Origin of the sequence: uncultured Oscillibacter sp., from assembly GCF_947654275.1 — a bacterium.
GTDB lineage: Bacteria > Bacillota > Clostridia > Oscillospirales > Oscillospiraceae > Oscillibacter.
The window spans coordinates 1-22,461 of sequence record NZ_CANTJS010000014.1; the positions used below are offsets into that span (position 1 = coordinate 1).

At 63.8% G+C, this 22,461-nt stretch carries 24 protein-coding genes and 2 tRNA genes; 13 read left to right on the plus strand and 13 right to left on the minus strand.

The window, feature by feature from the left end; genetic code table 11:
- Positions 1-1,350, plus strand: a 1,350-nt coding sequence (locus Q0063_RS05320; RefSeq protein WP_367180337.1) for a hypothetical protein, incomplete at its 5' end; no start/stop codon positions are given.
- Positions 1,351-1,888: 538 nt separating this feature from the next.
- Here the strand turns inward: Q0063_RS05320 and Q0063_RS05325 are convergent.
- From Q0063_RS05325 to Q0063_RS05335, 3 genes are all read right to left on the minus strand, one after another.
- A tRNA-Ser gene (locus Q0063_RS05325) sits at positions 1,889-1,981 on the minus strand.
- 45 nt (positions 1,982-2,026) lie between these two features.
- Positions 2,027-2,114: transfer RNA gene (locus tag Q0063_RS05330), tRNA-Ser, on the minus strand.
- Between the two features lie 311 nt (positions 2,115-2,425).
- On the minus strand, positions 2,426-2,935 hold the full coding sequence (locus Q0063_RS05335) for a dihydrofolate reductase family protein (RefSeq protein ID WP_297870942.1): 510 nt from the start codon (positions 2,933-2,935) through the stop codon (positions 2,426-2,428).
- A gap of 321 nt (positions 2,936-3,256) precedes the next feature.
- Here Q0063_RS05335 and Q0063_RS05340 point away from each other — a divergent pair, with 321 nt between their 5' ends.
- From Q0063_RS05340 to Q0063_RS05355, 4 genes are all read left to right on the plus strand, one after another.
- Positions 3,257-8,041 carry a nicotinate-nicotinamide nucleotide adenylyltransferase gene (locus Q0063_RS05340; protein WP_297870943.1) on the plus strand — a complete coding sequence of 1,595 codons (4,785 nt, stop codon included), beginning with the start codon at positions 3,257-3,259 and terminating at the stop codon, positions 8,039-8,041.
- Positions 8,042-8,136: 95 nt separating this feature from the next.
- Positions 8,137-9,390, plus strand: a complete 1,254-nt coding sequence (locus tag Q0063_RS05345; RefSeq protein ID WP_297870944.1) for a lactate dehydrogenase — start codon at positions 8,137-8,139, stop codon at positions 9,388-9,390.
- Positions 9,391-9,396: 6 nt separating this feature from the next.
- Positions 9,397-9,690 carry a hypothetical protein gene (locus Q0063_RS05350; protein WP_297870945.1) on the plus strand — a complete coding sequence of 98 codons (294 nt, stop codon included), beginning with the start codon at positions 9,397-9,399 and terminating at the stop codon, positions 9,688-9,690.
- A gap of 19 nt (positions 9,691-9,709) precedes the next feature.
- Positions 9,710-10,780: an NAD(P)H-dependent oxidoreductase gene (locus Q0063_RS05355; protein ID WP_297870946.1), complete on the plus strand. Its 1,071-nt coding sequence runs from the start codon at positions 9,710-9,712 to the stop codon at positions 10,778-10,780.
- Positions 10,781-11,019: 239 nt separating this feature from the next.
- Here Q0063_RS05355 and Q0063_RS05360 read toward each other — a convergent pair whose 3' ends face one another.
- The 3 genes from Q0063_RS05360 to Q0063_RS05370 all read right to left on the minus strand — a co-directional run bounded on the left by Q0063_RS05360 (position 11,020) and on the right by Q0063_RS05370 (position 12,668).
- Positions 11,020-11,361, minus strand: coding sequence for a hypothetical protein (locus tag Q0063_RS05360; protein ID WP_297870947.1), 342 nt, complete (start codon positions 11,359-11,361; stop codon positions 11,020-11,022).
- A 109-nt stretch (positions 11,362-11,470) separates the two neighbouring features.
- Complete coding sequence (trxA, locus tag Q0063_RS05365) at positions 11,471-11,788, minus strand: thioredoxin (protein WP_297870948.1); 318 nt, start codon at positions 11,786-11,788, stop codon at positions 11,471-11,473.
- 70 nt (positions 11,789-11,858) lie between these two features.
- Positions 11,859-12,668 carry an NAD(P)/FAD-dependent oxidoreductase gene (locus Q0063_RS05370; protein WP_297870949.1) on the minus strand — a complete coding sequence of 270 codons (810 nt, stop codon included), beginning with the start codon at positions 12,666-12,668 and terminating at the stop codon, positions 11,859-11,861.
- A 596-nt stretch (positions 12,669-13,264) separates the two neighbouring features.
- Here Q0063_RS05370 and rpe point away from each other — a divergent pair.
- Complete coding sequence (gene rpe, locus Q0063_RS05375) at positions 13,265-13,909, plus strand: ribulose-phosphate 3-epimerase (RefSeq protein ID WP_297870950.1); 645 nt, start codon at positions 13,265-13,267, stop codon at positions 13,907-13,909.
- A 4-nt stretch (positions 13,910-13,913) separates the two neighbouring features.
- Here rpe and Q0063_RS05380 read toward each other — a convergent pair whose 3' ends face one another.
- Positions 13,914-14,171: a DUF6809 family protein gene (locus Q0063_RS05380; RefSeq protein ID WP_297870951.1), complete on the minus strand. Its 258-nt coding sequence runs from the start codon at positions 14,169-14,171 to the stop codon at positions 13,914-13,916.
- 86 nt (positions 14,172-14,257) lie between these two features.
- On the opposite strand from Q0063_RS05380, the gene Q0063_RS05385 reads away from it, so the two are divergent.
- The 4 genes from Q0063_RS05385 to recR all read left to right on the plus strand — a co-directional run bounded on the left by Q0063_RS05385 (position 14,258) and on the right by recR (position 15,813).
- Positions 14,258-14,479 carry a helix-turn-helix domain-containing protein gene (locus Q0063_RS05385; protein ID WP_297870952.1) on the plus strand — a complete coding sequence of 74 codons (222 nt, stop codon included), beginning with the start codon at positions 14,258-14,260 and terminating at the stop codon, positions 14,477-14,479.
- Between the two features lie 3 nt (positions 14,480-14,482).
- Positions 14,483-14,704, plus strand: coding sequence for a helix-turn-helix domain-containing protein (locus tag Q0063_RS05390; protein ID WP_297870953.1), 222 nt, complete (start codon positions 14,483-14,485; stop codon positions 14,702-14,704).
- A 27-nt stretch (positions 14,705-14,731) separates the two neighbouring features.
- Positions 14,732-14,950, plus strand: coding sequence for a helix-turn-helix domain-containing protein (locus tag Q0063_RS05395; protein WP_297870954.1), 219 nt, complete (start codon positions 14,732-14,734; stop codon positions 14,948-14,950).
- A gap of 263 nt (positions 14,951-15,213) precedes the next feature.
- On the plus strand, positions 15,214-15,813 hold the full coding sequence (gene recR, locus Q0063_RS05400; RefSeq protein WP_297870955.1) for a recombination mediator RecR: 600 nt from the start codon (positions 15,214-15,216) through the stop codon (positions 15,811-15,813).
- 156 nt (positions 15,814-15,969) lie between these two features.
- Here the strand turns inward: recR and Q0063_RS05405 are convergent, their stop codons facing one another.
- From Q0063_RS05405 to Q0063_RS05420, 4 genes are all read right to left on the minus strand, one after another.
- Entirely contained in the window at positions 15,970-17,349 is a 1,380-nt protein-coding gene (locus Q0063_RS05405; RefSeq protein WP_297870956.1) for an MATE family efflux transporter, read from the minus strand.
- 19 nt (positions 17,350-17,368) lie between these two features.
- Positions 17,369-17,815, minus strand: coding sequence for a MarR family winged helix-turn-helix transcriptional regulator (locus Q0063_RS05410; RefSeq protein ID WP_297870957.1), 447 nt, complete (start codon positions 17,813-17,815; stop codon positions 17,369-17,371).
- A gap of 311 nt (positions 17,816-18,126) precedes the next feature.
- Entirely contained in the window at positions 18,127-19,143 is a 1,017-nt protein-coding gene (gene spoVAD / locus Q0063_RS05415; protein ID WP_297870958.1) for a stage V sporulation protein AD, read from the minus strand.
- 76 nt (positions 19,144-19,219) lie between these two features.
- Entirely contained in the window at positions 19,220-20,011 is a 792-nt protein-coding gene (locus tag Q0063_RS05420; protein ID WP_297870959.1) for a hypothetical protein, read from the minus strand.
- Positions 20,012-20,172: 161 nt separating this feature from the next.
- On the opposite strand from Q0063_RS05420, the gene Q0063_RS05425 reads away from it, so the two are divergent.
- Positions 20,173-20,679, plus strand: coding sequence for a YqeG family HAD IIIA-type phosphatase (locus tag Q0063_RS05425; RefSeq protein WP_297870960.1), 507 nt, complete (start codon positions 20,173-20,175; stop codon positions 20,677-20,679).
- 50 nt (positions 20,680-20,729) lie between these two features.
- On the opposite strand, the gene Q0063_RS05430 is transcribed toward Q0063_RS05425, so the two are convergent.
- The gene (locus Q0063_RS05430) at positions 20,730-21,368 is read right to left on the minus strand and encodes a hypothetical protein (RefSeq protein ID WP_297870961.1); all 639 of its coding nucleotides are present in this window, start codon (positions 21,366-21,368) and stop codon (positions 20,730-20,732) included.
- 244 nt (positions 21,369-21,612) lie between these two features.
- Positions 21,613-21,780, minus strand: coding sequence for a hypothetical protein (locus tag Q0063_RS05435; protein WP_297870962.1), 168 nt, complete (start codon positions 21,778-21,780; stop codon positions 21,613-21,615).
- Positions 21,781-21,901: 121 nt separating this feature from the next.
- Here Q0063_RS05435 and Q0063_RS05440 point away from each other — a divergent pair, with 121 nt between their 5' ends.
- Together Q0063_RS05440 and Q0063_RS05445 are read left to right on the plus strand one after the other, a co-directional pair.
- Complete coding sequence (locus tag Q0063_RS05440; protein ID WP_297870963.1) at positions 21,902-22,099, plus strand: YlcI/YnfO family protein; 198 nt, start codon at positions 21,902-21,904, stop codon at positions 22,097-22,099.
- A gap of 68 nt (positions 22,100-22,167) precedes the next feature.
- A complete protein-coding gene (locus Q0063_RS05445) occupies positions 22,168-22,362 on the plus strand; it encodes a YlcI/YnfO family protein (protein WP_297870964.1) in 195 nt (64 codons plus the stop codon).
- Positions 22,363-22,461: the final 99 nt, after the last annotated feature.

The window sequence follows — 22,461 nt, forward strand, 5'->3', positions numbered from 1 at the left end:
CCCGCTCAGGACGAGGGAACCGGCGGAGCCGGGAATACGCCTCCCGCTCAGGACGGGGAAACCGGCGGAGCCGAGGATACGCCTCCCGTCCAGGATGAGGGAACCGGCGGAGCCGAGGATACGCTTCCTGCTCAGGACGAGGGAACCGGCGGAGCCGAGGATACGCCTCCCGTCCAGGACGAGGGGACCGAAGAACCCGGGGACACCGCTCCCGTTCAGGAGGAGAATTCCAATGAGCTCCCGAAGGTGAAGGCGGAGACAGGCGCTGCGGAGGATATCCTGCGTCAAGGAATCGGCGAGCCTGGGGAGAACGACCCGGCTCAGGAGCCGGAGGCCAATGAGCCTGCGGAGAATGACCCGTCTCAGGAACCGGGGACCAATGAGCCTGCGGAGAACGATCCGTCTCAGGAGCCGGGGACCAACGAGCCTGCGGAGAATGACCCGTCTCAGGAGCCGGGGACCAACGAGCCTGCGGAGAATGACCCGTCTCAGGAGCCGGGGACCAATGAGCCTGCGGAGAACGATCCGTCTCAGGAGACCGATGGAATCGGGGAGATTCCGGAGTGGGAGGCGGAGCCGTCTGCCATTCAGACGCGGGAAGGCGAAATTTTCTCCGGCACCCTCAGCAGCGACGAGGGACATACGTATACCTTTGAGGGCGCACGGAACATCGAGACGATTTCCGCCCCGCTGGGCAGCGTCTACAAGGGTACGGAAAACGACTGGAAACAGAACTGGCAGCCGGTTGGAGACGACAAGACCTACAGATATGATTACTATGATGTGGTCTATGGCGTTTCCGACGGAGAGGGCGGATACAGCCGCCGTTCGAACATGGAATGGGCATCCTCGACCAAGGAAGGAAATGAAATCATCATCCTGCGCTATTTCCGCAATGAGGACACCCCGGGCGGAGACACGCCTCCGGATAAACCGACTCCCCCGCCGGGCGGAGGCGGCGGCACGCCTCCGAAGGACCCGACTCCCCCGCCGGTAACCCCGCCGCCGGAGAATCCCCCGCCGGAGACGCCCCCTGAGACTCCGCCGGAGACGCCCCAGGAGCCCCCGACAGAACCGGAGTATCCCACGGAGCTGCCCGACCCCAACGACCCCAACAGCCCGCCTGAAATCACCATTTGGGAGGACGGCGTACCCAAGACCTATGTGAAGGTATGGGATCCCGAGAAGGAAGAGTGGGTTTACGTTCCCGACGAGGAAGTTCCGCTTTGGAACATGGTTCCCGAAACCGGGGATGACAGCAGCGCGGGACTCTGGCTGGCTCTGGCCGCAGCATCGCTGCTGGGCCTGGCGGCCCTGGTCCCGGCGTCTGAAAAACGCAGAAGCAGATAAGCCATGAAAACATCCCGCGGGACGTCCTGTAAACGAGACGTCCCGCGGGATGCCGTATCATGGAGAAGGAGAGCCGGGGATTCCGGGCGCGCCTTCGGGGAGGAGAAAGCAAAAAAGCCGCCGGGGACGAAAGGCGTCCACGGCGGGAACGGTGAAAGGGGGCGGTTCAGGCGAGGGGCCCGGGGATTCCTGCCCGTTCTGTGTTGTAAATCCGGCAGCAAGAGAAACAGGGGCGGGTTTTGCTCCGTCCCGTTTTTTGGAAGGGATCAAGCTCCTGGAAGACGGGGTGGGACAGAGCCCGGTCCCTGCATCAGCTCCTCAAATCGAACAGTTCCCTGCGAACCCCACAAAGTGATCTGCGAGGGGAATTTCTGATCTGGAATAAGCGGGTAAAATCAAATTTTTCAGAATGGTTGTACCCAAAAACCAAACTGCAACCCAGCAAGGCGGCTGCAGTTTGGAGAGGAGAAGCGGCGGAATGAGCGCGCTCTGACATTTGAAAAAAGCCGGAGCAAGCGATATGACGCTTGCTCCGGCTTGGCGCAGAAGGAGGGATTTGAACCCTCGCGCCGGTTTTATCCAGCCTACTCCCTTAGCAGGGGAGCCCCTTCGGCCACTTGGGTACTTCTGCGTGTCCATAATTCACTTGGCGGCGGGAAAAGGTTAGCAAAAGAGTTGGCGGAGAGAGTGGGATTCGAACCCACGGGCACTTGCGCACCGCCGGTTTTCAAGACCGGTTCCTTCAACCACTCGGACATCTCTCCACAGGGAAGGTGATCCGTGCCTTGAGCACGCTAAGTATCATAGCATATATAAGCCCGGTTGTCAACACAATTTTAGCGGGGGCAGGGTCCCGCTCTGCATTTTACCAAAGGACGGGGCCGCGGGAGCAGGACCGTCTCCCGGGACCGCGGCGGTTTTCACAGGAAATCGCACAGTCCGGCGTTTCTCCGGCGCAGTCAGAAAAGCCGGAAGCGTCTGAACCGGCAGGGCCTTCCGTCCGGGGGGACGTACATGGAGACGGACCGGATGCAGGACCGCGCTTCTTCCCGGCCCCGGCGGCAGGAAAGGCGTGCTATGGCCTGCCGCAGATCAGCTCCGCGAAGGGCCCCCATTTCCGGATCGACTCCAGCCGGAAGCGGCGGAGGGCCTCTTTCTGGGTGAACAGCGGGATGCCGTCCCCCAGCAGCACCGGGGCAATCTGAATGATGAGCTGGTCCACCAGGTCCCGTTCCAGCAGCGGGGCCAGGATGGTATTTCCGCCGACGACCCAGATGTTTTTCTCCGGGCCCAGGGCCTCCACCAGCGACTCCGGAGACTGGCAGACGGCGAGAAAGCCCCGCTGCTCCAGAGGCCTGTGGGTGAAGACGTAGTTTTCCGTTGTGGGGTAGGCTGACGCCGGGTCCTCCAGCTTCTCCAGCTCCCGAAAGGTCCGCCGCCCCATAAGGGTGACGTCCATGCGGCTGTAAAAATCCTCATAGCCGGTTTCCGCCGCGGCGCCGGTCTGGTAGAGCCAGTCCAGCGTGTGGTCCCTGGCGGCAAGATATCCGTCCAGCGTCACACAGCCGTAAAAATAGACGCTCATAGCTGCCCCTGTTGTGAATCGTTTTCTCTATTATAGAACAGGCGAGGCGGAAAAGCAAGAGTCCCGCGTTTTATGCAGAGGCGCTGCCCCGTCCTCCGGAGCCCGGCACAATTGGGAGAACAGACGGGCACAGGCCCGTCCCTGAGTCTTCTTCTGATAAAATGCGCGATCGGGCACGCCCGAACCGGCGGCCCCGCAAAAAAACCTCTGGAGGAACACGGCCCGTTTTTTCCGTTTCCCTCTTCCCCCGGGACCCGAACTGCGGTATACTGAGAGCAAAGCCCAAAATCACCGGCCTACCGGGCGGAACGGAGGAACCCCATGGAACAATACGACAGCCTCTGCACGGCGATGAGCGGGGCCTTTCAGGACGAGGCATTCCTGCGCAAGCTCCACTGTCCCCAGGCGGACGCCGCCGCCCTCTTTGACGGAGCGGACTGGGCCGGCCTGCTGGCCCCTCTGCTGCCCATTGCCGCCCGGCTGGACTGCGGCAGGGTCCTGGCGGTGTTCCGCCCCTTTCTGGACCGCATCGCCCCCGAACCGGAAGGGGGGTGGGCCCTCTGCGCTTACCGGACGGCAGCGTCCCTCCTCTACCCCCAGGAGGACCGGACCTTCAGCTCCAGACAGCGGGACGGGGCCCTGTGCTTCCTCCAGTTTCTCCGGACCCTCTTCGACGCGGAGCGGGAGGCCCTGCCCTTTGATTTCTGGCTGGACTTCGATTTCTGCACCGAGGAGGAACTGAAGGGCAGCGCTGTGGCGGCAGAGTACCGCCAGTTCCTCCGCCGCTGGCGGGAGGAATACATCTATGAGCTGCTGCGCCTGGGCCGGGAGGTGACCCCCTTCCGCACCTGTGAGCATATCGCCGGGGTCCACCATGTGTCCATGATGGTCTCCCGGACCTTCCGCCGGAACGGCGGACTCATCGACCTGGGGCTGATCTCCGGGGCAGCGGCGGGCCACGACATCGGCAAATTCGGGTGCCGGCCCGGTGAGCGGGTGCCCTACCTCCACTATTACTACACCGACCAGTGGTTTACCTGGCGGGGCCTGACGGCCCTGGGCCGGGTGGCCGCCAACCACTCGGTGTGGGACCTGGAGATTGAGAATCTGTCCTCCGAGTCCCTGGCTCTGGTGTACGCCGATTTCCGGGTGAAGCAGGAGCGGGACGGGCAGGGGCATGAAATCGCCCGGCTCTTTTCCCTCCGGGACGCCTTCGACGTGATTCTGAGCAAGCTGGACAACGTGGACGGCGCCAAGCGCCGCCGCTATTCCTATGTCTATTCCAAGCTCCGGGACTTTGAGGAATACCTGGTGAACTACGGGGTGGACACCACCCTGGAGACGGAGGGGGGCCCCGCTCTGCCCCGGAAGACCATCGCCCTGATGAACGAGGACGACGTGGTGCTGGGTCTGCGGCGCACCGCCGTGGACCACAACATCCGCCTGATGCACCGGCTGAGCCGGGAGCGGCTGTTCGTGGGAACCCTGGAGGCCGCCCGGGGGGAGAAGGACCCGGCCCGCATCCGGGCCTATGTCTCCATTTTCAGGGAGTATTTCACCTATCTCAGCGTGGAGCAGAAGGAACAGACCCTGGAATTCCTCTATGAACTGCTGCTGCTGCCCGACGGCGACATCCGCCGCCAGGCCGCCGCCCTTATGGGGCGGATTCTGGCAAAATTCCTCTCCGGCTACAAAAAGGAGCTGCCCCGGGGGGTGGAGCCCAGCTCCCAGGAGGACCGGCCCTTTGAGCTCTGGGCGGAGTACCTGGAAAAGCTGATTCACCCGGACCACCGGCTGACCCCCCGCCAGATCAGCATGATCCGTTATCAGGCCAAGACCGTGGCGGACGCCCTGCTGGGGAGCTGCGACCGGGAGGATTTCCTCCGCTTCTCCGAGCTGCTGTTCCGCCACTACCAGTCCCCCAGGTCCGTGGACGCCGACGGGGCCTTTGCCCTGATGAATACGGCGCTGAACCTGCCCATGGACCGGCTGGACCGGCGGGACCGGCTGCGCCTGGCGGACTTTGCCGCCTGCTGGCTGGAAAACGGCGAGGCCCCTCAGCAGGCGGCGGCCATGCGCCTGGCCCGGCGGCTGCTGCCGGTGCTGTCCCAGGCGGAGCGGGGGCCCATCCGGGCGGCGGCCGCGGCGGCGGACTGCCGTTCCAGCACGCCCCTGCGCTATCTCCAGTCCCGCCTGGGCCGGGCCCTGGGGCTGAAGACCCCGGCTCCGGAGCAGACGGAGGCCGACAGCGGCGTGTTCCTGGACAACCTGAAAACCGCCACCCCCTGGGTGCTGAAGGCCGTGGGCGTGGATTACCTGCTGGACCTGGCCAGGGAGGGGGATGCCACCAGCACCCTCCACATCGCCACGCACTTCTCCAACCTGCTGAAGGTCAGCGAGAACATCGTGGTCCGCCGGATGGCCGGGTCGGCCCTGCTGGAGATTGCCCCCCTGCTGACGCCGGACCGGCGGAACGAGGTGGCGGTGGAGCTGTCCGAGGCTCTGGAGACCGGACAGGCGGAGCTGTCCCAGTATATTCCCCAGTACCTGGGCCAGTTCGCCCTGTGGCTGCCCCCCAGGGAGCTGGACGAGGTCGTCAGTGAAATGCTCCGCCTGCTCTCGTCCTCCTCCGCCAGCGTGGCCGCCGCCGCCCTGTCCACCGTGGGGGCCATGCTGGAGCACTACGCCGTCTATGGCCGCCGCTTCGGAGAGGACGAAGGGGCCCTGACCCGGCGGCGGAAGAAAATGGCGGGGCTGCTGCTCAAGGGCCTGGCCTCCTGCATGGAGCCGGTGCGGCAGGAGGCCCTGCGGGTGCTGGGAGAAGGGCTGTTTGCCTCCGGGACGCTGAGCTACGACGATAAGACCAGCCTGTTCACCCTGCTGGCCAAAAAGCTGCTCTTCCTGATTTACGAGCAGCCGGAACAGGAGCTGACTTTCTTCTATACCGCCGCCGCCCTCTCCCATATCTACCGCTTCGCCGTCAGCCACCGCATCGAAAGCGGGCCCTTCATCTTCGAGGAGCGGTCCCGGGCGGCCTTCTTCCCCGGCACCTTCGACCCCTTTTCCCTCTCCCACAAGGGCATTGTCACCGCCATTCGGGACCTGGGGATGGAGGTATACCTGGCTGTGGACGAATTCTCCTGGTCCAAGAAGGCCCAGCCCTCCCTGATCCGGCGGCAGATTGTCAGCATGTCCGTGGCGGACGAGTTCGACGTCTACCTCTTCCCCCACGACATCCCCGTGAACCTGGCCACCCCCGACGATCTGAGGGCCCTCCGGCAGGTCTTCGCCGGGCGGGAGCTGTATCTTGCGGTGGGGTCCGACGTGGTGGCAAACGCCTCGTCCTACAGGGCCCCGCCCCGGGAGGACTCCGTCCACTCCCTGAACCACATCGTCTTCCGCCGCTCCAGCGACGCCGAGGGCCGGGAGATTGAGACGGACCTCTCCTGTATCTCCGGCAAGGTGATTCAGCTCCAGCTGCCCACCCATCTGGAGGATATCAGCTCTACCCGCATCCGGGAGAACATCGACCTGGGCCGGGACATCTCCAACCTGGTGGACCCCACGGTTCAGGACCTCATTTACCGGGACAGCCTCTATCTCCGGGAACCGCAGTACAAGCAGCTGGTCCGGGCCAGCCTGCTGGACTTCTCCCACAGGGAGGGGACGGACCCGGCGCTGTGGGCGGAGCTCTCCGGCGCGCTGGGGGCCCTGCCTCCGCCGGACCCCAGGGACAGCCTGTTTGTCCTCCGGGCCGCCGGACCCCGGCCCCGGGTGCTGGGCCTGCTGACCTCCCGGGTCATCAACTTCGCCGGGCTCTATGACGCCTTCGGCAGCGAGGAGCTAGCAAACTACGTCCGCACCCGCACGGCGGGCCGCATCCAGCTGCTGACGGGGCTGTACGCCGTCCGCACCCCCGGCGGGAACTACGACGTCCGCCAGCTGCTCTTGACCGAGGCCCTGTCCCAGGCGGCGGCGGAGGACTGCGGCTATGCCGTCTGGTGGGGGGCGGCTCCGCCGGATACGCTGGAGATGCTGGGCCGCCAGGGCTTCCTCTGGGCCCCGGAGGACCTGGGCAGCCCCCGGCCCCTGCTGCTGGTGGACATGCGCTCTCCGGCGGTGCTGGTGCAGAACATCGCCACCACGCTGAAGGAGCCCTTTTCCTCGGACCGGCAGGTCCTCTCCGCCATCCAGCAGGCCCATTTCCGGTTTCAGGCCGCTGTCTGCGGCCTGTACCCCGGAAAGCTGGTGCTGTCCCTCAACGCCGAGGTCATTTACCACCGGCTGGTCCGGAAGCTGACGGAGGAAAACGGCGTCCCCGCCGAGCCCCAAACCCCCAGGGTTCTGGGCCCGAAGATGTGCGTGCCCTTCGGCAAGATTCTCCGGGGCAACGCCGTGCCCAACACCGTCACCAAGACCATCCACACCGACAAGGTCTTTGCCCCGGATCTCCACAGCTTCACCATCGCCGCCTTCCCCGGCTATGCCCCGCTGGAGAGTCAGATCCGCACCATCCGTTCCTTCCGCCGTCCGGTGATGCTGGTGGACGACCTGCTCCATTCCGGCAACCGGGTGGGCGTGCTGGACCCCCTGTTCCGGCAGGAGGGTCTGGAGATTGACCGCTATGTGGTGGGCCTTCTCTCGGGCCGGGGCCGGGATTTGATGTCCGCCCGGGACCGGCAGGTGGACAGCGTATACTTCGTGCCGGATATGCGGGCCTGGTTCGTGGAGTCCACCATGTATCCCTTCATCGGCGGCGACGCCGTGGGCGGCGCGGCCCCCTCGGTGCCGGGCCTGGTGCCGGCGGTGAACCTGATTCTGCCCTATGCCTTCCCCCGGTTCTACCGGGAGAGCGGACGGGAGGCGGTTTATGAGTTCTCCCGGACCTGCATCCGGAACAGCCGGGATATCCTCCTGGCTCTGGAACGGTCCTACCGGGAGCGCTACGCCCGGAACCTGACCCTGCCCCGCCTCAGTGAGGCGGTGATTCTCCCCCTGAGCCCGGACAAGGGCCGGGCCCTGCGCTACGACCCCAGCCTCTCCGCCTCCGTGTGTCTGGACGGGGACCTGCGGCAGCTGGAGCGGATGAAGGAACTTTTGAAATAATTAGGAATGAGGAATTAGGAATTGCCGCGTTATTTCAGTCATTCCTAATTCCTAACTCCTAATTTCTAATTCCTGAATAGTACACGGAGGTTGCCATGAAGCAAAGCCTGTATCACTATGCCATAGATGGAAAAGAGGCTGTGTCCGGCCTGGAGGACCTGCCTCTGCCTCCCGGAACGGGGGGGACGCCGGAGCTGTTTCTGGTCCGGCGGGAGCCCGTCTGGAATTTCGCGGCCTGGCGGGTGACGGACTCCCGGCAGCTGACGGCGGAACAGACCGGCACGGTCTGGCTGGACTCCCGGCGGATGGGGCCCCCGGCGGAGCTTCCCCCGGAGGTCCGGGCTCCTCTGGAGGCGGGGCGGCTCACGGCGGTGAACCTGGGCCACCCCCGGTGGCGGCGGGCCCTGGAATTCACCGCCTCCAGGCCGGGGAAAAAGCGGGTCCACCTGCTGGCCGTGGGGGACGTGGGGGGCGTTCTGCTCACTGCGCTGAAGCTGCTGGGGGGCGATGTGATTTCCACTGTCGGCATCTGCGACCTGAATGAAAACACCGTGGCCCGGTGGGTCACGGAGATGGGACAGATTGCATGGCCCTGGGACTATGACGCCCTGCCGGAGGTGGAGGCGGTGGAACCGGGGCGGCTGTTTGACTGCGACGTGTTCATATTCGCCGCCGCCAGGGCCGTCCCGCCGGTGGGCAGCGGGGTGAAGGACGTGCGCATGGCCCAGCTGGAGGCCAACAGGCCCCTGGTGGAGTCCTTCGCCCGGCAGGCCAGGACGGCAGGCTTCCGGGGGCTCTTCATGGTCCTCAGCGACCCGGTGGACCAGCTGTGCCAGGCGGCGTGGTGGGCCTCCAATGTGGATGCGGAAACGGAGTATCTGGACCTTCAGGGCCTTCTGCCGGAGCAGATACAGGGCTTCGGCCTGGGGGTGATGAACGCCCGGGCGGCCTGGTTCGCCGGACAGACCCCCCGCTTTGCCTCATTCCTCACCGAGGGCCGGAGCTTCGGCCCCCACGGGGCGGGGCTGGTGATCGCCAACTCCGTGGAGCGCTATGACGATGCCCTGTCCCGGGAGCTGACAAGGCTGACCCTGGAGGCCAATCTCCGCGTCCGGGACCTGGGCTTCAAGCCCTATGTGGCCCCCGCCGTGTCCTCCGGGGCCATGCAGCTGCTGCTGGCCCTCCGGGGGGAGTGGCATTGCTCCTCCGTGTCTCTGGGAGGCGTCTGGTTCGGCTGCAGGAACCGGTTTACCCGGTTCGGTCTGGACATCGAGACCCTGGAGCTGCCCGACGCCCTGTTTGACCGCCTCCGGGAGACGGAGGCGGCCCTGCATGCTATGGAGGAATGAGGACGGATGAATCATCGGAATTGGTCTCAATACCTGCTGCTGGCCCTGGCGGCGCTGTGCGCCCTGCTGACGGGACTTCCGGCGGCGGACGCACCCGTCCGGCTCTATGAGAACACCACCGTGTTCATCCAGCTCTTTGCCGTGCTGGCGGTGGCGCTCTCCTGGGCGTACCTGGCCCGGTCGCGGCGGCGGTGGTGGAACTATGCCCTGGCCCTGGGGCTGTATCTGCTGCCGGTGCTGACCCTTTGCAAGGCCCTGAGCGATGCCGTGGCCTGCTATACCTACTATGTCCCCGGCTGAGGGGCGGAAAGGAGGCGCTATGGAGCCGGAGCTGACCATCATCCACGCCGGAAGACCGGGCCGCCTGGAGGGCCGGCTGGGGGAGGTGCTGTCCGCCGCTCTGGAGGGGCGGAAGCTCTCCTATGAGCGGGCGGAGGGGTCCCTTCAAAACCGGCGGATTCTCTTCGCCTTCTCCCTGCCGGAGGGAGGCGTGAACTGCGGCCTGTGCGGCCTGCTGGCCTGGCTCCGCACCCATCCCGGCTGTCTCCGGGGCAGCGTGGGCGGCATAGTCATCGACGGGGCCGGGGACCTGTACACCAAGGCGGCGGGCCGGGAACTGGTGCTGGCGGCCAATCTGGCGGGCTGCGCCTTTCCGGGCCGTCCCCTGACGGAGGCCACCGGCAGTCTCCGGAATTTCACGGTCCAGGCGAAAAACGCCGGCTGCGACCTCATGGGGGCCTACCGTCTGGCGGTCCGGGATCTGGCGGACCGGGTGCTGAACTTCACGCCGCCCCGGCGGACGCGGCCCCGGCTGCTGGTGCTCCACGCCTCCAGCCGCCGGACCAGCAATACCCTGGACCTGTGGAGCCGGTGCCGGGAGCGGCTGGGGGGGGCCTGCGAGATCCGGGAGATCGGATTGCGGAACGGGACGCTGGAGGACTGCGGCGGCTGTCCCTACACCACCTGCCTCCACTACGGCGAGCAGGGGGGCTGCTTCTACGGCGGCGTCATGGTCCAGGAGGTCTATCCCGCCATCCGGGAGGCGGACGCCGTGGTGCTCCTCTGTCCCAACTACAACGATGCCCTCTCCGCCAACCTCACCGCCGCCGTGAACCGGCTGACGGCCCTCTACCGGACCGTCTCTCTGGAGGACAAAGCGGTTTTCGCCATCGTGGTCTCCGGCTACTCCGGCGGGGACATCGTGGCCAGTCAGGCGGTGTCGGCCCTGTGCCTGAACAAGGGCTTCTGGTTGCCGCCGAAGGCCTGCCTGCTGGAGACCGCCAACGACGCCGGGGCAGCCCTCCGCCTGCCGGGGGTGGGGGAGCGGCTGGAGCGGTTTTCCCAGGGGATTTTGGACAGTCTTCTGGCTTCTGGCGGAATAGCGGAATAAAAGAGGAGGCGGCCCGGCAGGCCGCCTCAGGCTGTCAAAAAAGAATTTTTTGACAGCCTGAGCAAGTTTTCAGAACCCGTGGGAAGTTCTGGAAACTTTTGATTGAAAACGAAAGGAACCCTTCCCGGGTTCCTCTCGTAACGCTCTTCCTTCCCGTCGAATCAGTTTTGCTCCTTTTCGACAAGCTCAGAGGTAGCCCAGCGGGCCGCCTTTCGTTCGTTTCTCCGGTTCAAGCCCCATCAGCGGAAATACGGCCAGACCAGCCCATCGGCGCTGCCGCTTTTGGACCAGACCGTGTCCCAGCCGTCCAGGTTCCATGGGTCCGCCCGGGTGTCCCTGGAAAAACGGAGCACGTTCCCATAGCTCCGGCCCGGGCCTACATAGTATATGGACGCCTCCGTGCCGGAGTAGTCCAGAACCTTCAGGGAGTCCGACCGCTCCAGCAGGCCGGTGTTCAGATCCAGACCCTCAAACTCGCGGCCGTGAACGGCGGTCAGAAGCTCGCACCTGCACAGACAGACACAGTAAAAGCCGGCCAGCAGCAATGCGGCGGTAGCCAGAAATTTCGTTCTCTTTTTCAAAGGGCTCCCCCCTTTCATTCGTTGGCCGGAGAAACCCCGGTTTTCCGGCAGAGCCTGCGGCAGCTCAAAAGAGGAGGCGGTCCGCCTCCTCTTTTTGCCCGTCCCGGGCTTACAGGGCCCCGTCCAGCACCCCGGCGTAGACCTCCGCCGGATATGCGCCGGTCTTCCGGTCAAACTCACGGCCGTTTTTCAGAAAGACCACCGTGGGGATGTTCATGATGCCGAAGCGCTGGGCCAGCTCCGGTTCCTCGTCCACGTTGACCTTGGCGACCAGGGCCTTCCCCTCATAGCGCCCCGCCAGGTCCTCCATCACCGGGCCCAGCATCTGGCAGGGGCCGCACCAGACGGCCCAGAAATCCACCATGGCCAGGGGGGCCGCCTCCGCGGCGGCGTCGAATCCTTCGGTTTTCAAATGCTGCAATGCCATTGCAATCGCTCCTTTTCGTTGTTTTCCGGCGTTTTTTACTTGTTATAAGTTCTGCCGGCACAGCCTGCCGTTATACTGGGACAAAGGCCGCCGCCGACTGTCCCGCCACCTGGCCCTCCCCGATGGCCTTGGAAATCTGCAGGGGTCCGCCGGTGCAGTCCCCGGCGGCAAAGAGGCCGGGGAGATTGGTGCTCATATGCCGGTCCACCGCCACAAAGCCCCTGTCCAGGGCCAGACCCGGGAACAGATCCCCGGGGGCCGCGGAGGGCCGCAGGAGGAACACGCCCGCCACTTCCTCCGTCACTCCGCCGCAGGTCACGGACTCCACCCGGTCCCTGCCGGAAATCACACAGTCCCTGGGATGGTCGAACCAGAGGACCTCACAGCCGATGCCCCGAAGGAATTCCGCCTCCTTTTGGGCGGAGGCGCTGAACCCCAGCACCGCCACCCGGCGGCCCCGGTAGAGCATTCCGTCGCAGGTGGCACAGTAGCTGACGCCCCGGCCCAGAAGGGCCTCCTCTCCGGGGAACTTTTTCCCGGCGCCCCGCAGGGCCCCGGAGGCCAGCACCACCGCCCCGGCCCGCTCCATCTCCGGCCCGACGCTGACATACCACTCTTCTCCGGAGCGCAGGGCGCTGAGGGCCCGGCCCTCCCGGAACTCCGCTCCGGCCTCTTCCCCGTGGCGGCGGAGAATCCGCAGCAGCTCCGCCCCGGAGAGCCCGGGGAGCCCCAGACAGTTGTCCACCCGCTCCGCCCGCCAGAGGGGGTTTTCCTCCAGAGGGTTGGAAATCACCAGGACCCGTTTGCCCCGGGCCCGCACATTCAGCGCCGCCGACAGTCCCGCCGGCCCGCCGCCGACGACCAATACATCATAAGACATTGGACAGCCTCCCTTCCCGGCTTTTTCAGCTTATGCAGTTCTATAGTATACCACCCCGGCGGAATTTTATGGATGTATTTGCAACAGCGGCACTCTTTTTCACCGGACCGGCGGAGGCTTGTCCCCTGGCCCCGGTCCTCCGGCCCGTCTTCCGGGAATTTGGCGCTTCCGAAAAAGGGACAGCGCTCCCTGTATTTTATCCTCCTGATAAAATGCGTGAGCGGACACGTCCCCGAGTAAAAAACCGGTTGCTTTTGGGCTGGGACTCTGGTACACTGTTCAAGAAAAGAGCCCGCCGGAAAGGTCCTGCGAAAGGTCCTGCGGGTTCGCGGAACGCGGATGACCAGACAACCGGATAACCCAGCCGCTGAAAAAGCCGGGGCGGGGACCGGCGCGCCGGTCCCCGCTATCTCAAAAGCGGCGGCACCGGACCCGTGGACGGACGCTGCGGGGAGTGCGGGGCTTCCGGCGGGGGCGACCTGGCCGCTTGGTTCATCCTATGCCGGGGCGCTGTCCGGGGTCACCGGGCTTCCGGGAGCGGCTCCGGGGCCAAACTCCGAACATTCAGTAAAATCAACAGAAAGAGGGCGTCTGTCATGATTAAAATTGCGCCATCCATCCTCTCCGCCGACTTCGCCAATCTGGAGCGGGATATTCAGAAAATCGCCTCTGCCGATTACGTCCATGTGGACGTGATGGACGGTGTCTTTGTCCCCAACATCTCCATCGGCATTCCGGTGGTGAAGTCCATCCGTCCCACCACCTCCCTGCCTCTGGACGTTCACCTGATGATTGTGGAGCCTGTCCGCTATGTGGAGCAGTTCTGCGACGCCGGGGCGGACCTGGTGACGGTCCATGTGGAAGCGGACACCGAGGAGAACATCCACGCCGCCATTGACAAAATCCACGCCAAAGGAAAACGGGCTGGCATTGTGCTCAAGCCCGCCACTCCCGCCGGGGCCGCTCTGCCGTTTTTGGAAAAGGTGGAGCTGATTCTGGTAATGACGGTGGAACCGGGCTTTGGCGGCCAGAAGTTCATGGCGGAGCAGATGGAAAAGGTGACGGAGCTGCGGAAGCTGATCGACGAAAAGAACCCCGGCTGTGAGCTGGAGGTGGACGGCGGCGTGGACCCGGAGACCTGCAAGACCTGCATCGCCGCCGGGGCCAACGTGCTGGTGGCCGGCAGCGCCGTGTACAAGGCGGAGGACATCCCCGCCCGCATCGCCGCCCTGCGGGGATAATCCCTCAGAGCCGGGCCAGCTCCAGGCCGATGGAGAGGCCGGAGCGAAAGACCGCCTGACTCTCCAGGTGCTTTACCGTGAACTGCCGGGAGAGCAGACTGTCCAGCTGTTGGCGCTGGTCTTCCGTCAGCAGGGTCCGGAACCCCTGCCAGTCCCGCTCCAGGCCGCAAACGGCCCGCCGGTACTCCGGGGTCTCCAGACGCTGGAGGACGCAGTGGTCTTCGGAATAGAAATATAGGCAGTCAATGAGATTCTGCATCATATCAACTCCTCTCGAAATCAGGCCGTTTGGTCTTGTTTCATTATAATCCGGACCAAACGGTCTGTCAAGAGTCTTGAGGTATCAAAATGGAGATTGTTGCAAAAAATTTGCAGGCTTTGCGAAGGGCCCGGAAACTATCGCGGCTGGCAGTGGCTGAGGCAGTCCAGATTTCAGAACGAAGCTACCAGCGGTATGAGAATGACGAGCGGGAACCGTCGCTTCCTCTTTTCCTGGCCCTGGCGGATTTTTACGGCGTGACTCTGGACCAGCTGGCGGGCCGGGACCCTTTGCCGGAACAAGAGGGTTGACTTGTGAGCGCTTTTTCTGAGAACTTAAAAATCTGCCGGAAGCGCCTTCACGAAAGTCAGGAAGTCGTGGCAGTTCATTGCAGCATATCTTCCATGTCCTACCGCCGCTATGAAAGCGGAGAACGGGAACCGAATGTAAGCAAGTTTTGTGAGCTTGCCGATTACTTCGGCGTGACTCTGGACCAGCTGGCAGGGCGGGAGCCTTTGCCGGAACAAATGGATTAGTGGCCTGTTAAGTCCTTGGAGGACGTTATGGAAGCTCTAGCCCAAAATTTATTTGCCCTTCGAAAAAAGAAAAACGTATCGCGTGAGACGGTGGCAAGAGCCTTGGAGATTTCTGCTATGACCTATCAGCGCTATGAAAAGAATCTGCGAGACCCTACGCTTCCTGTTTTGATTTCTTTAGCTGATTATTTTGGCGTCACCCTGGACCAGCTGGCGGGCCGGGAGCCTTTGCCGGAAGAACCATGAGAGGGCGATAGACGCAGAACCCTCCGACGGCTTTCCCCGCCGCAAACACTCCGTTGATTTGCGCCGGGGTGGAGCCTTGCCATAAAAATTCCCCGTTATCGGGGGGATTCAGGGGGGTGTCCCCCCTGACGGGGATTCCAAAGGGGCTGGCCCCTTTGGGCCCCCGCGGCAGCGGCCCTCCCGCAGCAGCGGCCCCCGTCAGGGCGCAAAAGAGCAAAAAGCAAAAAATCCTCCTCCGGAGAAGGAGAGAACAGGAGTCCCCTATGGAATATTTTCCCGCTCCGCTGGAAAAGCTGGTGGAGCAGTTTGCAAAGCTGCCGGGCATCGGCGGCAAATCCGCCCAGCGGCTGGCCTTTTACGTGCTGGGCCTGCCGGAGCAGGAGGCCCAGGCGTTTGCCGACGCCATTGTGGACGCCAAGCGGAGCATTACCTGCTGCCCCCAGTGCCAGAACTTCACCAGCGGCGGACTCTGTCCCATCTGCGCCTCCGCCAGGCGGGACGGGGGGACCATCTGCGTGGTGGCGGACCCCAGGGACGTTGCGGCCATTGAGCGGAGCCGGGAGTACAACGGACTCTACCACGTGCTCCACGGGGTCATCTCCCCCATGAACCACATCGGCCCCGATGACCTGTCCATCAAGCCTCTGCTGGAGCGGGTTGCCCAGGGGGGCGTGGAGGAGGTCATCATGGCCACCAACCCGGACACCGAGGGAGAGGCCACCGCCATGTATATCGCCCGGCTGCTGAAGCCCTTCGAGGTCCGCACCACCCGCCTGGCCTACGGCATCCCCGTGGGTGGGCACCTGGAGTTTGCCGACGACGCCACCCTCGTGCGGGCCATGGAGGGCCGGCGGGACATCTGAGGCCCATAGACGAGATGACGCGAAAAAGTGCCTGCTGTCCCGGACGGCAGGCACTGTCTGTTTCCGCTGGGGCCGTTCTTGCAATCCCGGCGGTTTCAGGATACAATAGCGGCATGACGGCCCCCTCCATCTCCGCCCAGGGCGTTGCCGAGGCCGTCAGGAGACACCGGGAGCGTCAGGGGAGGACCGGTCCTTGAGCGGAGGACCGCCGTATCCGTACCGGGTTCTCAGGGCGAAGAGAAAGACTGCCGTGACAAACAGGGCCAGCAGCTCCGCCGCCGCCGCAGAGAGCCAGATGCCGTCCAGCTCCAGAAGGAGGGGGAGAACGAGGACCGCCGTCACCTGGAACAGCAGGGTCCGGAGGAAGGAGATGGCGGCGGAAACAGCGCCGTTGCTCAGGGCGGTGAAGAAGGCGGAGCCGAAGATGTTGAAGGCCTTGCCGAAAAAGGACAGGGCAAACAGCTGGAACCCGTGGGCGGTGAGGGCCAGCAGCTCGCCGTCATAGCCCACGAAGATATGGGACAGGGGCGCGGCGGTCCCCACGGCCAGGGCTGTTGTCAGGACGCCGGAGACCGCCGTCAGCCGCAGGCTCTTTCCCAGAAGGCTCCGCAGCTCCCCCTGATTGCCTGCGCCGTAATGAAAGCTGATGATGGGGCCCGCGCCGATGGAGTAGCCCAGGAAGACCGCCGTAAAGACGAAATCCACATACATGATGACGCCATAGGCCGCTACGCCGTCCTCCCCGATGAGGCGCATGAGCTGGAAGTTATACAGAATGCTCATCAGGGACATGGAAAGGTTGCTCATCATCTCGGAGGAGCCATTGACAAGGGTCTGCTTCAGAACCGGCCCCTCCGGCCGTGCCGCCGTCAGCCGCAGGGGCGTTTTGTTGGGCAGCAGAAAGTAAATCAGGGGCACCACGCCGCCCACCAGAGAGCTGGCCACCGTGGCCGCCGCCGCCCCTGCGACGCCCTGGCGGAGAACGCCCACCAGCAGGTAGTCCCCCAGCATGTTGGTGAGCCCCGCCGCCACGGTGAGGCCCAGACCCAGCTTGGGCCGCTCCGCCGCCACCAGAAAGCTCTGGAACATGTTCTGCAAAATAAAGGGCACCAGAGCCAGGGTCAGGATCCGCCCGTAGAGCACGCAGAGGCGCAGCATTTCACCCTCCGCCCCCAGGGCGGCGCAGAGGGGCTCCATGATGAAAAAGCCCAGAACCGTCAGAATCAGGCCTGCGGCGATTCCGGTGTAAATAATCAGGGAAAAGTACCGCCGGGCCCTGGGCAGGTCTCCCTCCCCCATGGTCCGGGCCACCACGGCGCTGCCGCCGGTGCCCAGCATGAAGCCCGCGGCGGCGAAGATCATCAGGGCGGGCATGATGAGATTGACCGCCGCGAAAGCGGTCTTGCCCGCGAAGTTGGAGACGAAAACCCCGTCCACCACACCGTAGATGGACGTGAAAATCATCATAATGATGGTGGGAACGGTGAAGCGGATCAGCTTCCCGTATCCGAAGTGTTCCGAAAGATGAATAGCCATATCATTCTGCCGTGTCCTCTCAGTTTTCTTTGCGCAGGCGTTCCGCAGCCGCCGCCCGGAAGCCGGCAAGCCACCGTTCTCCCAGGCGCATCATGGTCCGCCATTCCTCCGGGCTGATGGACGCGGAGGCGTCCCGTTCCGCTTCCATGACGGGAAGAACCTTTTCCCGGGCCAGGTCCCTGCCCCGGTCCGTCAGGCAGACCCGCACCTCCCGGCCCTCGCCGGGGAGCAGGGAGAGAACGCCCTCCCGCTCCAGCTTCCGCACGGAGGAATGCACCGTCTGCTTGCTCAGGAAAAACTGGCGGCAGATATCCCGCTGGGTACAGCCCTCCCCCAGCTCCAGAATGCTCCAGAGCACCGCAAAGGCGCTGTCCGACAGGCCCTGCCCCAGGGCCAGCTCGTGGTAAAATTCGTCAATCTCATGGTCCAGACGCATGTACGCCCAGAACAGCTCATAGGTATCCATAAACGCTCAGCACTCCCATCGTATGAAATCGGACCTGATGATGACATTCTAGTCCGATATCATACTATAGTCAAGAGACGTTTTTGACAGAAACAACGGGAAAGGCGTCTGGCGGCCCTGGGCGAAAGCGCCAAAGGCGGCGGCGCATTCCGCGTCCCCTTCGCCGTCCGGCAGGGGAATCTGTGAGGAAGGTCCGAAAAACCCCCGCGGCGTCACGGGGAAAAGAACCCGCCCTGCCGGCAATTTCAGACCGGCAGGGCGGGTTTTTCATAACGTTCGGGGAACGCTCCGGACGGAGCGGAGGGCTGGGCTCACTTTTTCATGGACAGGCAGACCGCGTGGCAGATGGAGGGGATGGACTCCCCCTGAAAACTGGAGGTGGGGGACAGCAGGGCCCCGGTGGGGGCAAAGAGAATCTTCGACCACTTTCCGTCCCGCATCCCCGAGAGGAGATAACCGTTGAGCACCGAGGCGGAGCAGCCGCAGCCGGAGCCTCCGGCGTGCATGTCCTGGCTCTCCCGGTCGTAGAGGAGGAGGCCGCAGTCCTGGAAGTTGTTGCCCATGTCGATGCCGTCCCTGGAAAAGAAGTCCCGGACGATGCTGTGGCCCAGCTCCCCCAGGTCGCCGGTTACCACCAGGTCATAGTCCTGGGGTTTGGTTCCGGTGTCCTGGAAGAAGGCGGAGAGGCAGTCGTAGGCCGCCGGGGCCATGGCGGCTCCCATGTTGTTGGCGTCGGCAATGCCCTTGTCCACAATTTTTCCGCAGGTGATGTGGGTGATATAGGGCCCGGGGCCCTCCGCCGCCAGGATGGTGCATCCGGCGGCGGTGGCGGTCCACTGGGCGGTGGGGGTCCGCTGGTTGCCGTAGGGCACCGGCATCCGGTACTGCCGTTCGGCGGTGCAGAAATGGGAGGAGGTCATGGCGGCGGCCTTCCCAGCGAAGCCGCCGTCAATCAGCATGGCCGCCAGGGACAGGGATTCCCCCATGGTGGAGCAGGCCCCGTAGAGCCCGTAGAAGGGCACCCCGAATTCCCGCAGGCCGAAGGAGGAGCCGATGCATTGATTCAGCAGGTCTCCTGCCAGCACATAGTCCAGGTCCCCCGGCTTCAGACGGGCCTGGTCCAGCGCCCGCTGAAGCGCCTTTTTCTGCATGGCGGACTCCGCCTTTTCCCATGTCTTCTCACCGAAGAAGGAATCCTCGTTCAGCTCGTCGAAGTAGTCCCGCAGGGGGCCCTCCCCCTCCATTTTGCCGCCGATGTTGGCAAAGGAGATCACCGAGGGCGGGGCGGACAGGGCCACGGTCCGCCGGCCCACACGCTTGTTGCTCATATGCACACCTCTTGACGTGGATTTTCCGCTAGGTTCTCCCGGAAGAGGCTTTTTTATGTATTTATGGATATGGCCCTCAGCGCTGGGGCGGCCCGCCGCCGGGCCCGTTCCGGCCAAAGAGCTGAGGCGCGATGTCCCGGACCTCCGGCCACATGAAAAAGGCGGCGGAGAAGCCCATCCCCGCTCCCTGACGGAGCTTTTGGCGTAGGGTGCCGGCGTCGTCGAAGAGGACAAAATGGGACTCTCCTTGCCGGGTGTAGGTGAAGTAGCGGGCGCAGAGGTCCTGAGAGAAGAAGACCGCCGGGTTCTCCCGCTCCATCAGGCGGCGAAAGACGTCGGGGCTCAGGGGCTCTCCCTCGCCGCTGGGGGCGGGGAGGCGGAAGTCCATGCACAGCCGCTGAACGTCCAGAGCCAGCCGTCCCGCGCCTCCGGCTCCGGCGGCGGCTTCCTCCAGCCGCTGGACAAAATTGCCCCCGGAGATGGCCGTGCAGATCAGGGACACCCCGCCGGGGACGGCCCAGCGCTCCGGCAGGTACAGCGTCCGGCGGGAGGCCCCCAGCGCCGCCGCCAGCTGCTCCGCAAAGGCCTGCCGGTCCCGCCGGGGGGCCTCCTCAAAGTCCAGCAGCACGCCGCCGTAGTTCCGCCGGCCGCACTCCCGCAGCGCCGCTTCCGCCAGAGCCTCCGGATCGTCGATGAAAGGGGCCTCCCGGTCGCTGACGGACAGCAGGCCGCCCCGGGTTTCCAGCAGCAGGCCGCCCCGCAGCAGCGTGGACCCCGGCCCGATGCGGTAGGCCACATGGGCCAGCGTCCGGCAGAAGCTCCCGGCTTCCCTTGCCGCATCCGGCGTCACGGACAGATAAATCTGCATGTCGTTCTCCCCCTTGCGGACAGACTTCAAACAATGTATACTGTATAGCAGATATAAAATTCCCGGCAGGAAGGGGCCGCCGCCCCCGGCGGCCCGGTTCCGGGATCTGCTTCCGGCCATCTCATTCCTGATGGAATTTCTATGCGCGAAGGAGGGCTCTTATGTCCTTTTCTCTGGTTCCAGACCGTTTATTTGAAAGCTACGCTGCCGTGACCCCGGCGTTTCTGCGGCGCGCCGGGGTGACGCTGCTGCTCAGCGACCTGGATTTCACCCTGGCGCCCAAATCCGTCCGGAAGCCCGACAGGGCGCTGCGGGCGTGGCTCGGGGAGATGAAGGCGGCGGGCATCCAGGTGATGATCGTGTCCAACAACCGTTCCGGGTCCCGGGTCATGGAGTTCTGCGCCGGTCTGGGCATCCTCTACCAGGGCCACGCGGGAAAGCCCTCCACCCGGGGCCTGAAGGCCGCCATGGCCCGGGCGGGGACGGACCGGACCCATACCGCCATGCTGGGGGACAAGCTGCTGACGGACATGCTGGCGGCCAACCGGGCCGGGGTGCTGGCCCTGATGGTGGAGCCTCTGGGCGGGGCCGTCACCCCCTGGCAGAAGGTGCTCCATGCCCTGCAAAGGCCCTTCAAGGCCCTCTGCCGCCGGAGGCAGCGGAACTGAATGCATAAAAACGTCCCGCCGGTGGATTCCACCGGCGGGACGTTCTGTATTCAAAACCAGCCCTTTTTCTTGAAGACGATGGAAAAGACCAGCCAGAGCACTAACATGGTGATGATGGAGACAGATTGCAGGATGTCAAAGCCGGGATGCCGGGCGTGGAATTCTCCCTCTGTCATCACCAGGCCGAAATCCCCCAGCATGTCGGCGTAGTGATCCTTGATGTCCAGACTGTAGCTGCGGTCCAGCACACCGTCGGGGTCCGGGCCCTCCAGGGGGACCCACCGGCCGATGGGAAGGCGGCGGCCGCCGTTCTCCAGGCGCTCCGAGGCGTCCTGGTTGATGCGGGCCAGGAAGGTGGTATAAGTTCCGACGCCGTTCTCCTGGGAATTGATTTCCACCTCATAATACACCTTGCCGTTGATGGGAAGGGGGCGGTCCCAGGCCACGGAGCCGATGATGTAAAAGGTGTCCATGGACTCCATGTCGGCCACGGACTCCGCCAGGGGCGTGTCCGGTGTGGGAGTGCTGCCGATGCTGCCCTCCGACAGGTCCAGGGTCTCCATATAGGCCGGATAGGCCACATTGTCGGTATAGACCCCCAGCAGGACGTTGCCGCCCAGCATCACGAGGACGCCGAGGATAAACGCGGGGATGATGGCCATGAGGGCTCGAAGGGGAACTTGTACCATAGGAAAAAACCTCTCTTTGCGGAATGATATGGGGGATGGCTGAGCACAGTATAGCAGAGCGGATAGAGGATTGCAAGACGCCGGGCAGAAGGGGGGGCCATCTGCGCATTTTATAGCGGGGATGCCATGTAGGGGAGGGGCTCTGTCCCCTCCCGTTCTTCCGGGCTCTCCATGCTTTCGGCAGACGGAACAGGCACCTGCATAAAGTCTCCGAAAAGGACACTCCCGGCAGAAGGACCCGCTTCTATTGGGAGGTTTCTTCCTCTTCCTCCGAGGCATAGGCCTCCTCGGCCTCCTGCTGGCCCCGGATGAGCAGAGCCCTGGCGGTGCCGAAGTCCATGCGGTCGATGGCCTCAATCACCTCGGTCAGCGTGTTGAAAAGGACTGTGTAACATTTTGGCAGATTTTCCATATTTTTCACCTCAACGACATTATAGCATAGTTGGACCTCAAATGCAATCCAAATGTAGCTCAGATGAAAAACATATATGGCACTACAATTGTCATATAATGAACATGCTACGAGGTGCTGTATGTCAAAGTTCAAAATTCCAAAAATTCCTCCGACAACAAGCAAAAGTATTCGGTTCCCCAACGATATCATCGAGAAAATTGAAAAAGCGATTCAGGGAAAACAGTGTACATTCACTGCGTTTGTGGTAGAGGCCGTCCGGGTTGCTCTGGAGAGTCTGGAGGAGGAGGAGACCCGGCGGGACGGGCCGGAGGCGTGAGCGTTTCCGGCCCGGGGACGGCCGGCTGCGGAACATGTCATGCAAATCGTCTTGCGGGGTGAGAACAAATGCCATTCAAAATTCCAAATATTCCGCCGACCACCAATAAAAGCGTTCGGTTTCCCAATGATATGATTGACCAGATTGAAGAGGCCATTCGCGGGCGGGACTGTACCTTCTCAGCCTTTGTCGTCGCCGCCGTCCGGGCCGCCCTGGAGAGCCTGGAGGAGGAACAGACCCCGCGGGACGGGCCGGAGGAATGAAATATTTGAAGGGAAAAGGGAACAATTGCGGAAAAATACTTGCAATTGCCGCCGGGATGGGATAAAATAGCTACGGCTATGAAATGGGAAACCATGAAA

Coding starts and splice junctions, on each gene's coding strand:
- Q0063_RS05335 (WP_297870942.1), bottom strand. CDS start 2,935: ATGAGCGTCTATTTTTACGGCTGTGTGACGCTGGACGGATATCTTGCC.
- Q0063_RS05340 (WP_297870943.1), top strand. CDS start 3,257: ATGGAACAATACGACAGCCTCTGCACGGCGATGAGCGGGGCCTTTCAG.
- Q0063_RS05345 (WP_297870944.1), top strand. CDS start 8,137: ATGAAGCAAAGCCTGTATCACTATGCCATAGATGGAAAAGAGGCTGTG.
- Q0063_RS05350 (WP_297870945.1), top strand. CDS start 9,397: ATGAATCATCGGAATTGGTCTCAATACCTGCTGCTGGCCCTGGCGGCG.
- Q0063_RS05355 (WP_297870946.1), top strand. CDS start 9,710: ATGGAGCCGGAGCTGACCATCATCCACGCCGGAAGACCGGGCCGCCTG.
- trxA (WP_297870948.1), bottom strand. CDS start 11,788: ATGGCATTGCAGCATTTGAAAACCGAAGGATTCGACGCCGCCGCGGAG.
- Q0063_RS05370 (WP_297870949.1), bottom strand. CDS start 12,668: ATGTCTTATGATGTATTGGTCGTCGGCGGCGGGCCGGCGGGACTGTCG.
- rpe (WP_297870950.1), top strand. CDS start 13,265: ATGATTAAAATTGCGCCATCCATCCTCTCCGCCGACTTCGCCAATCTG.
- Q0063_RS05380 (WP_297870951.1), bottom strand. CDS start 14,171: ATGATGCAGAATCTCATTGACTGCCTATATTTCTATTCCGAAGACCAC.
- Q0063_RS05385 (WP_297870952.1), top strand. CDS start 14,258: ATGGAGATTGTTGCAAAAAATTTGCAGGCTTTGCGAAGGGCCCGGAAA.
- Q0063_RS05395 (WP_297870954.1), top strand. CDS start 14,732: ATGGAAGCTCTAGCCCAAAATTTATTTGCCCTTCGAAAAAAGAAAAAC.
- recR (WP_297870955.1), top strand. CDS start 15,214: ATGGAATATTTTCCCGCTCCGCTGGAAAAGCTGGTGGAGCAGTTTGCA.
- Q0063_RS05405 (WP_297870956.1), bottom strand. CDS start 17,349: ATGGCTATTCATCTTTCGGAACACTTCGGATACGGGAAGCTGATCCGC.
- Q0063_RS05410 (WP_297870957.1), bottom strand. CDS start 17,815: ATGGATACCTATGAGCTGTTCTGGGCGTACATGCGTCTGGACCATGAG.
- spoVAD (WP_297870958.1), bottom strand. CDS start 19,143: ATGAGCAACAAGCGTGTGGGCCGGCGGACCGTGGCCCTGTCCGCCCCG.
- Q0063_RS05420 (WP_297870959.1), bottom strand. CDS start 20,011: ATGCAGATTTATCTGTCCGTGACGCCGGATGCGGCAAGGGAAGCCGGG.
- Q0063_RS05425 (WP_297870960.1), top strand. CDS start 20,173: ATGTCCTTTTCTCTGGTTCCAGACCGTTTATTTGAAAGCTACGCTGCC.
- Q0063_RS05430 (WP_297870961.1), bottom strand. CDS start 21,368: ATGGTACAAGTTCCCCTTCGAGCCCTCATGGCCATCATCCCCGCGTTT.
- Q0063_RS05435 (WP_297870962.1), bottom strand. CDS start 21,780: ATGGAAAATCTGCCAAAATGTTACACAGTCCTTTTCAACACGCTGACC.
- Q0063_RS05440 (WP_297870963.1), top strand. CDS start 21,902: ATGTCAAAGTTCAAAATTCCAAAAATTCCTCCGACAACAAGCAAAAGT.
- Q0063_RS05445 (WP_297870964.1), top strand. CDS start 22,168: ATGCCATTCAAAATTCCAAATATTCCGCCGACCACCAATAAAAGCGTT.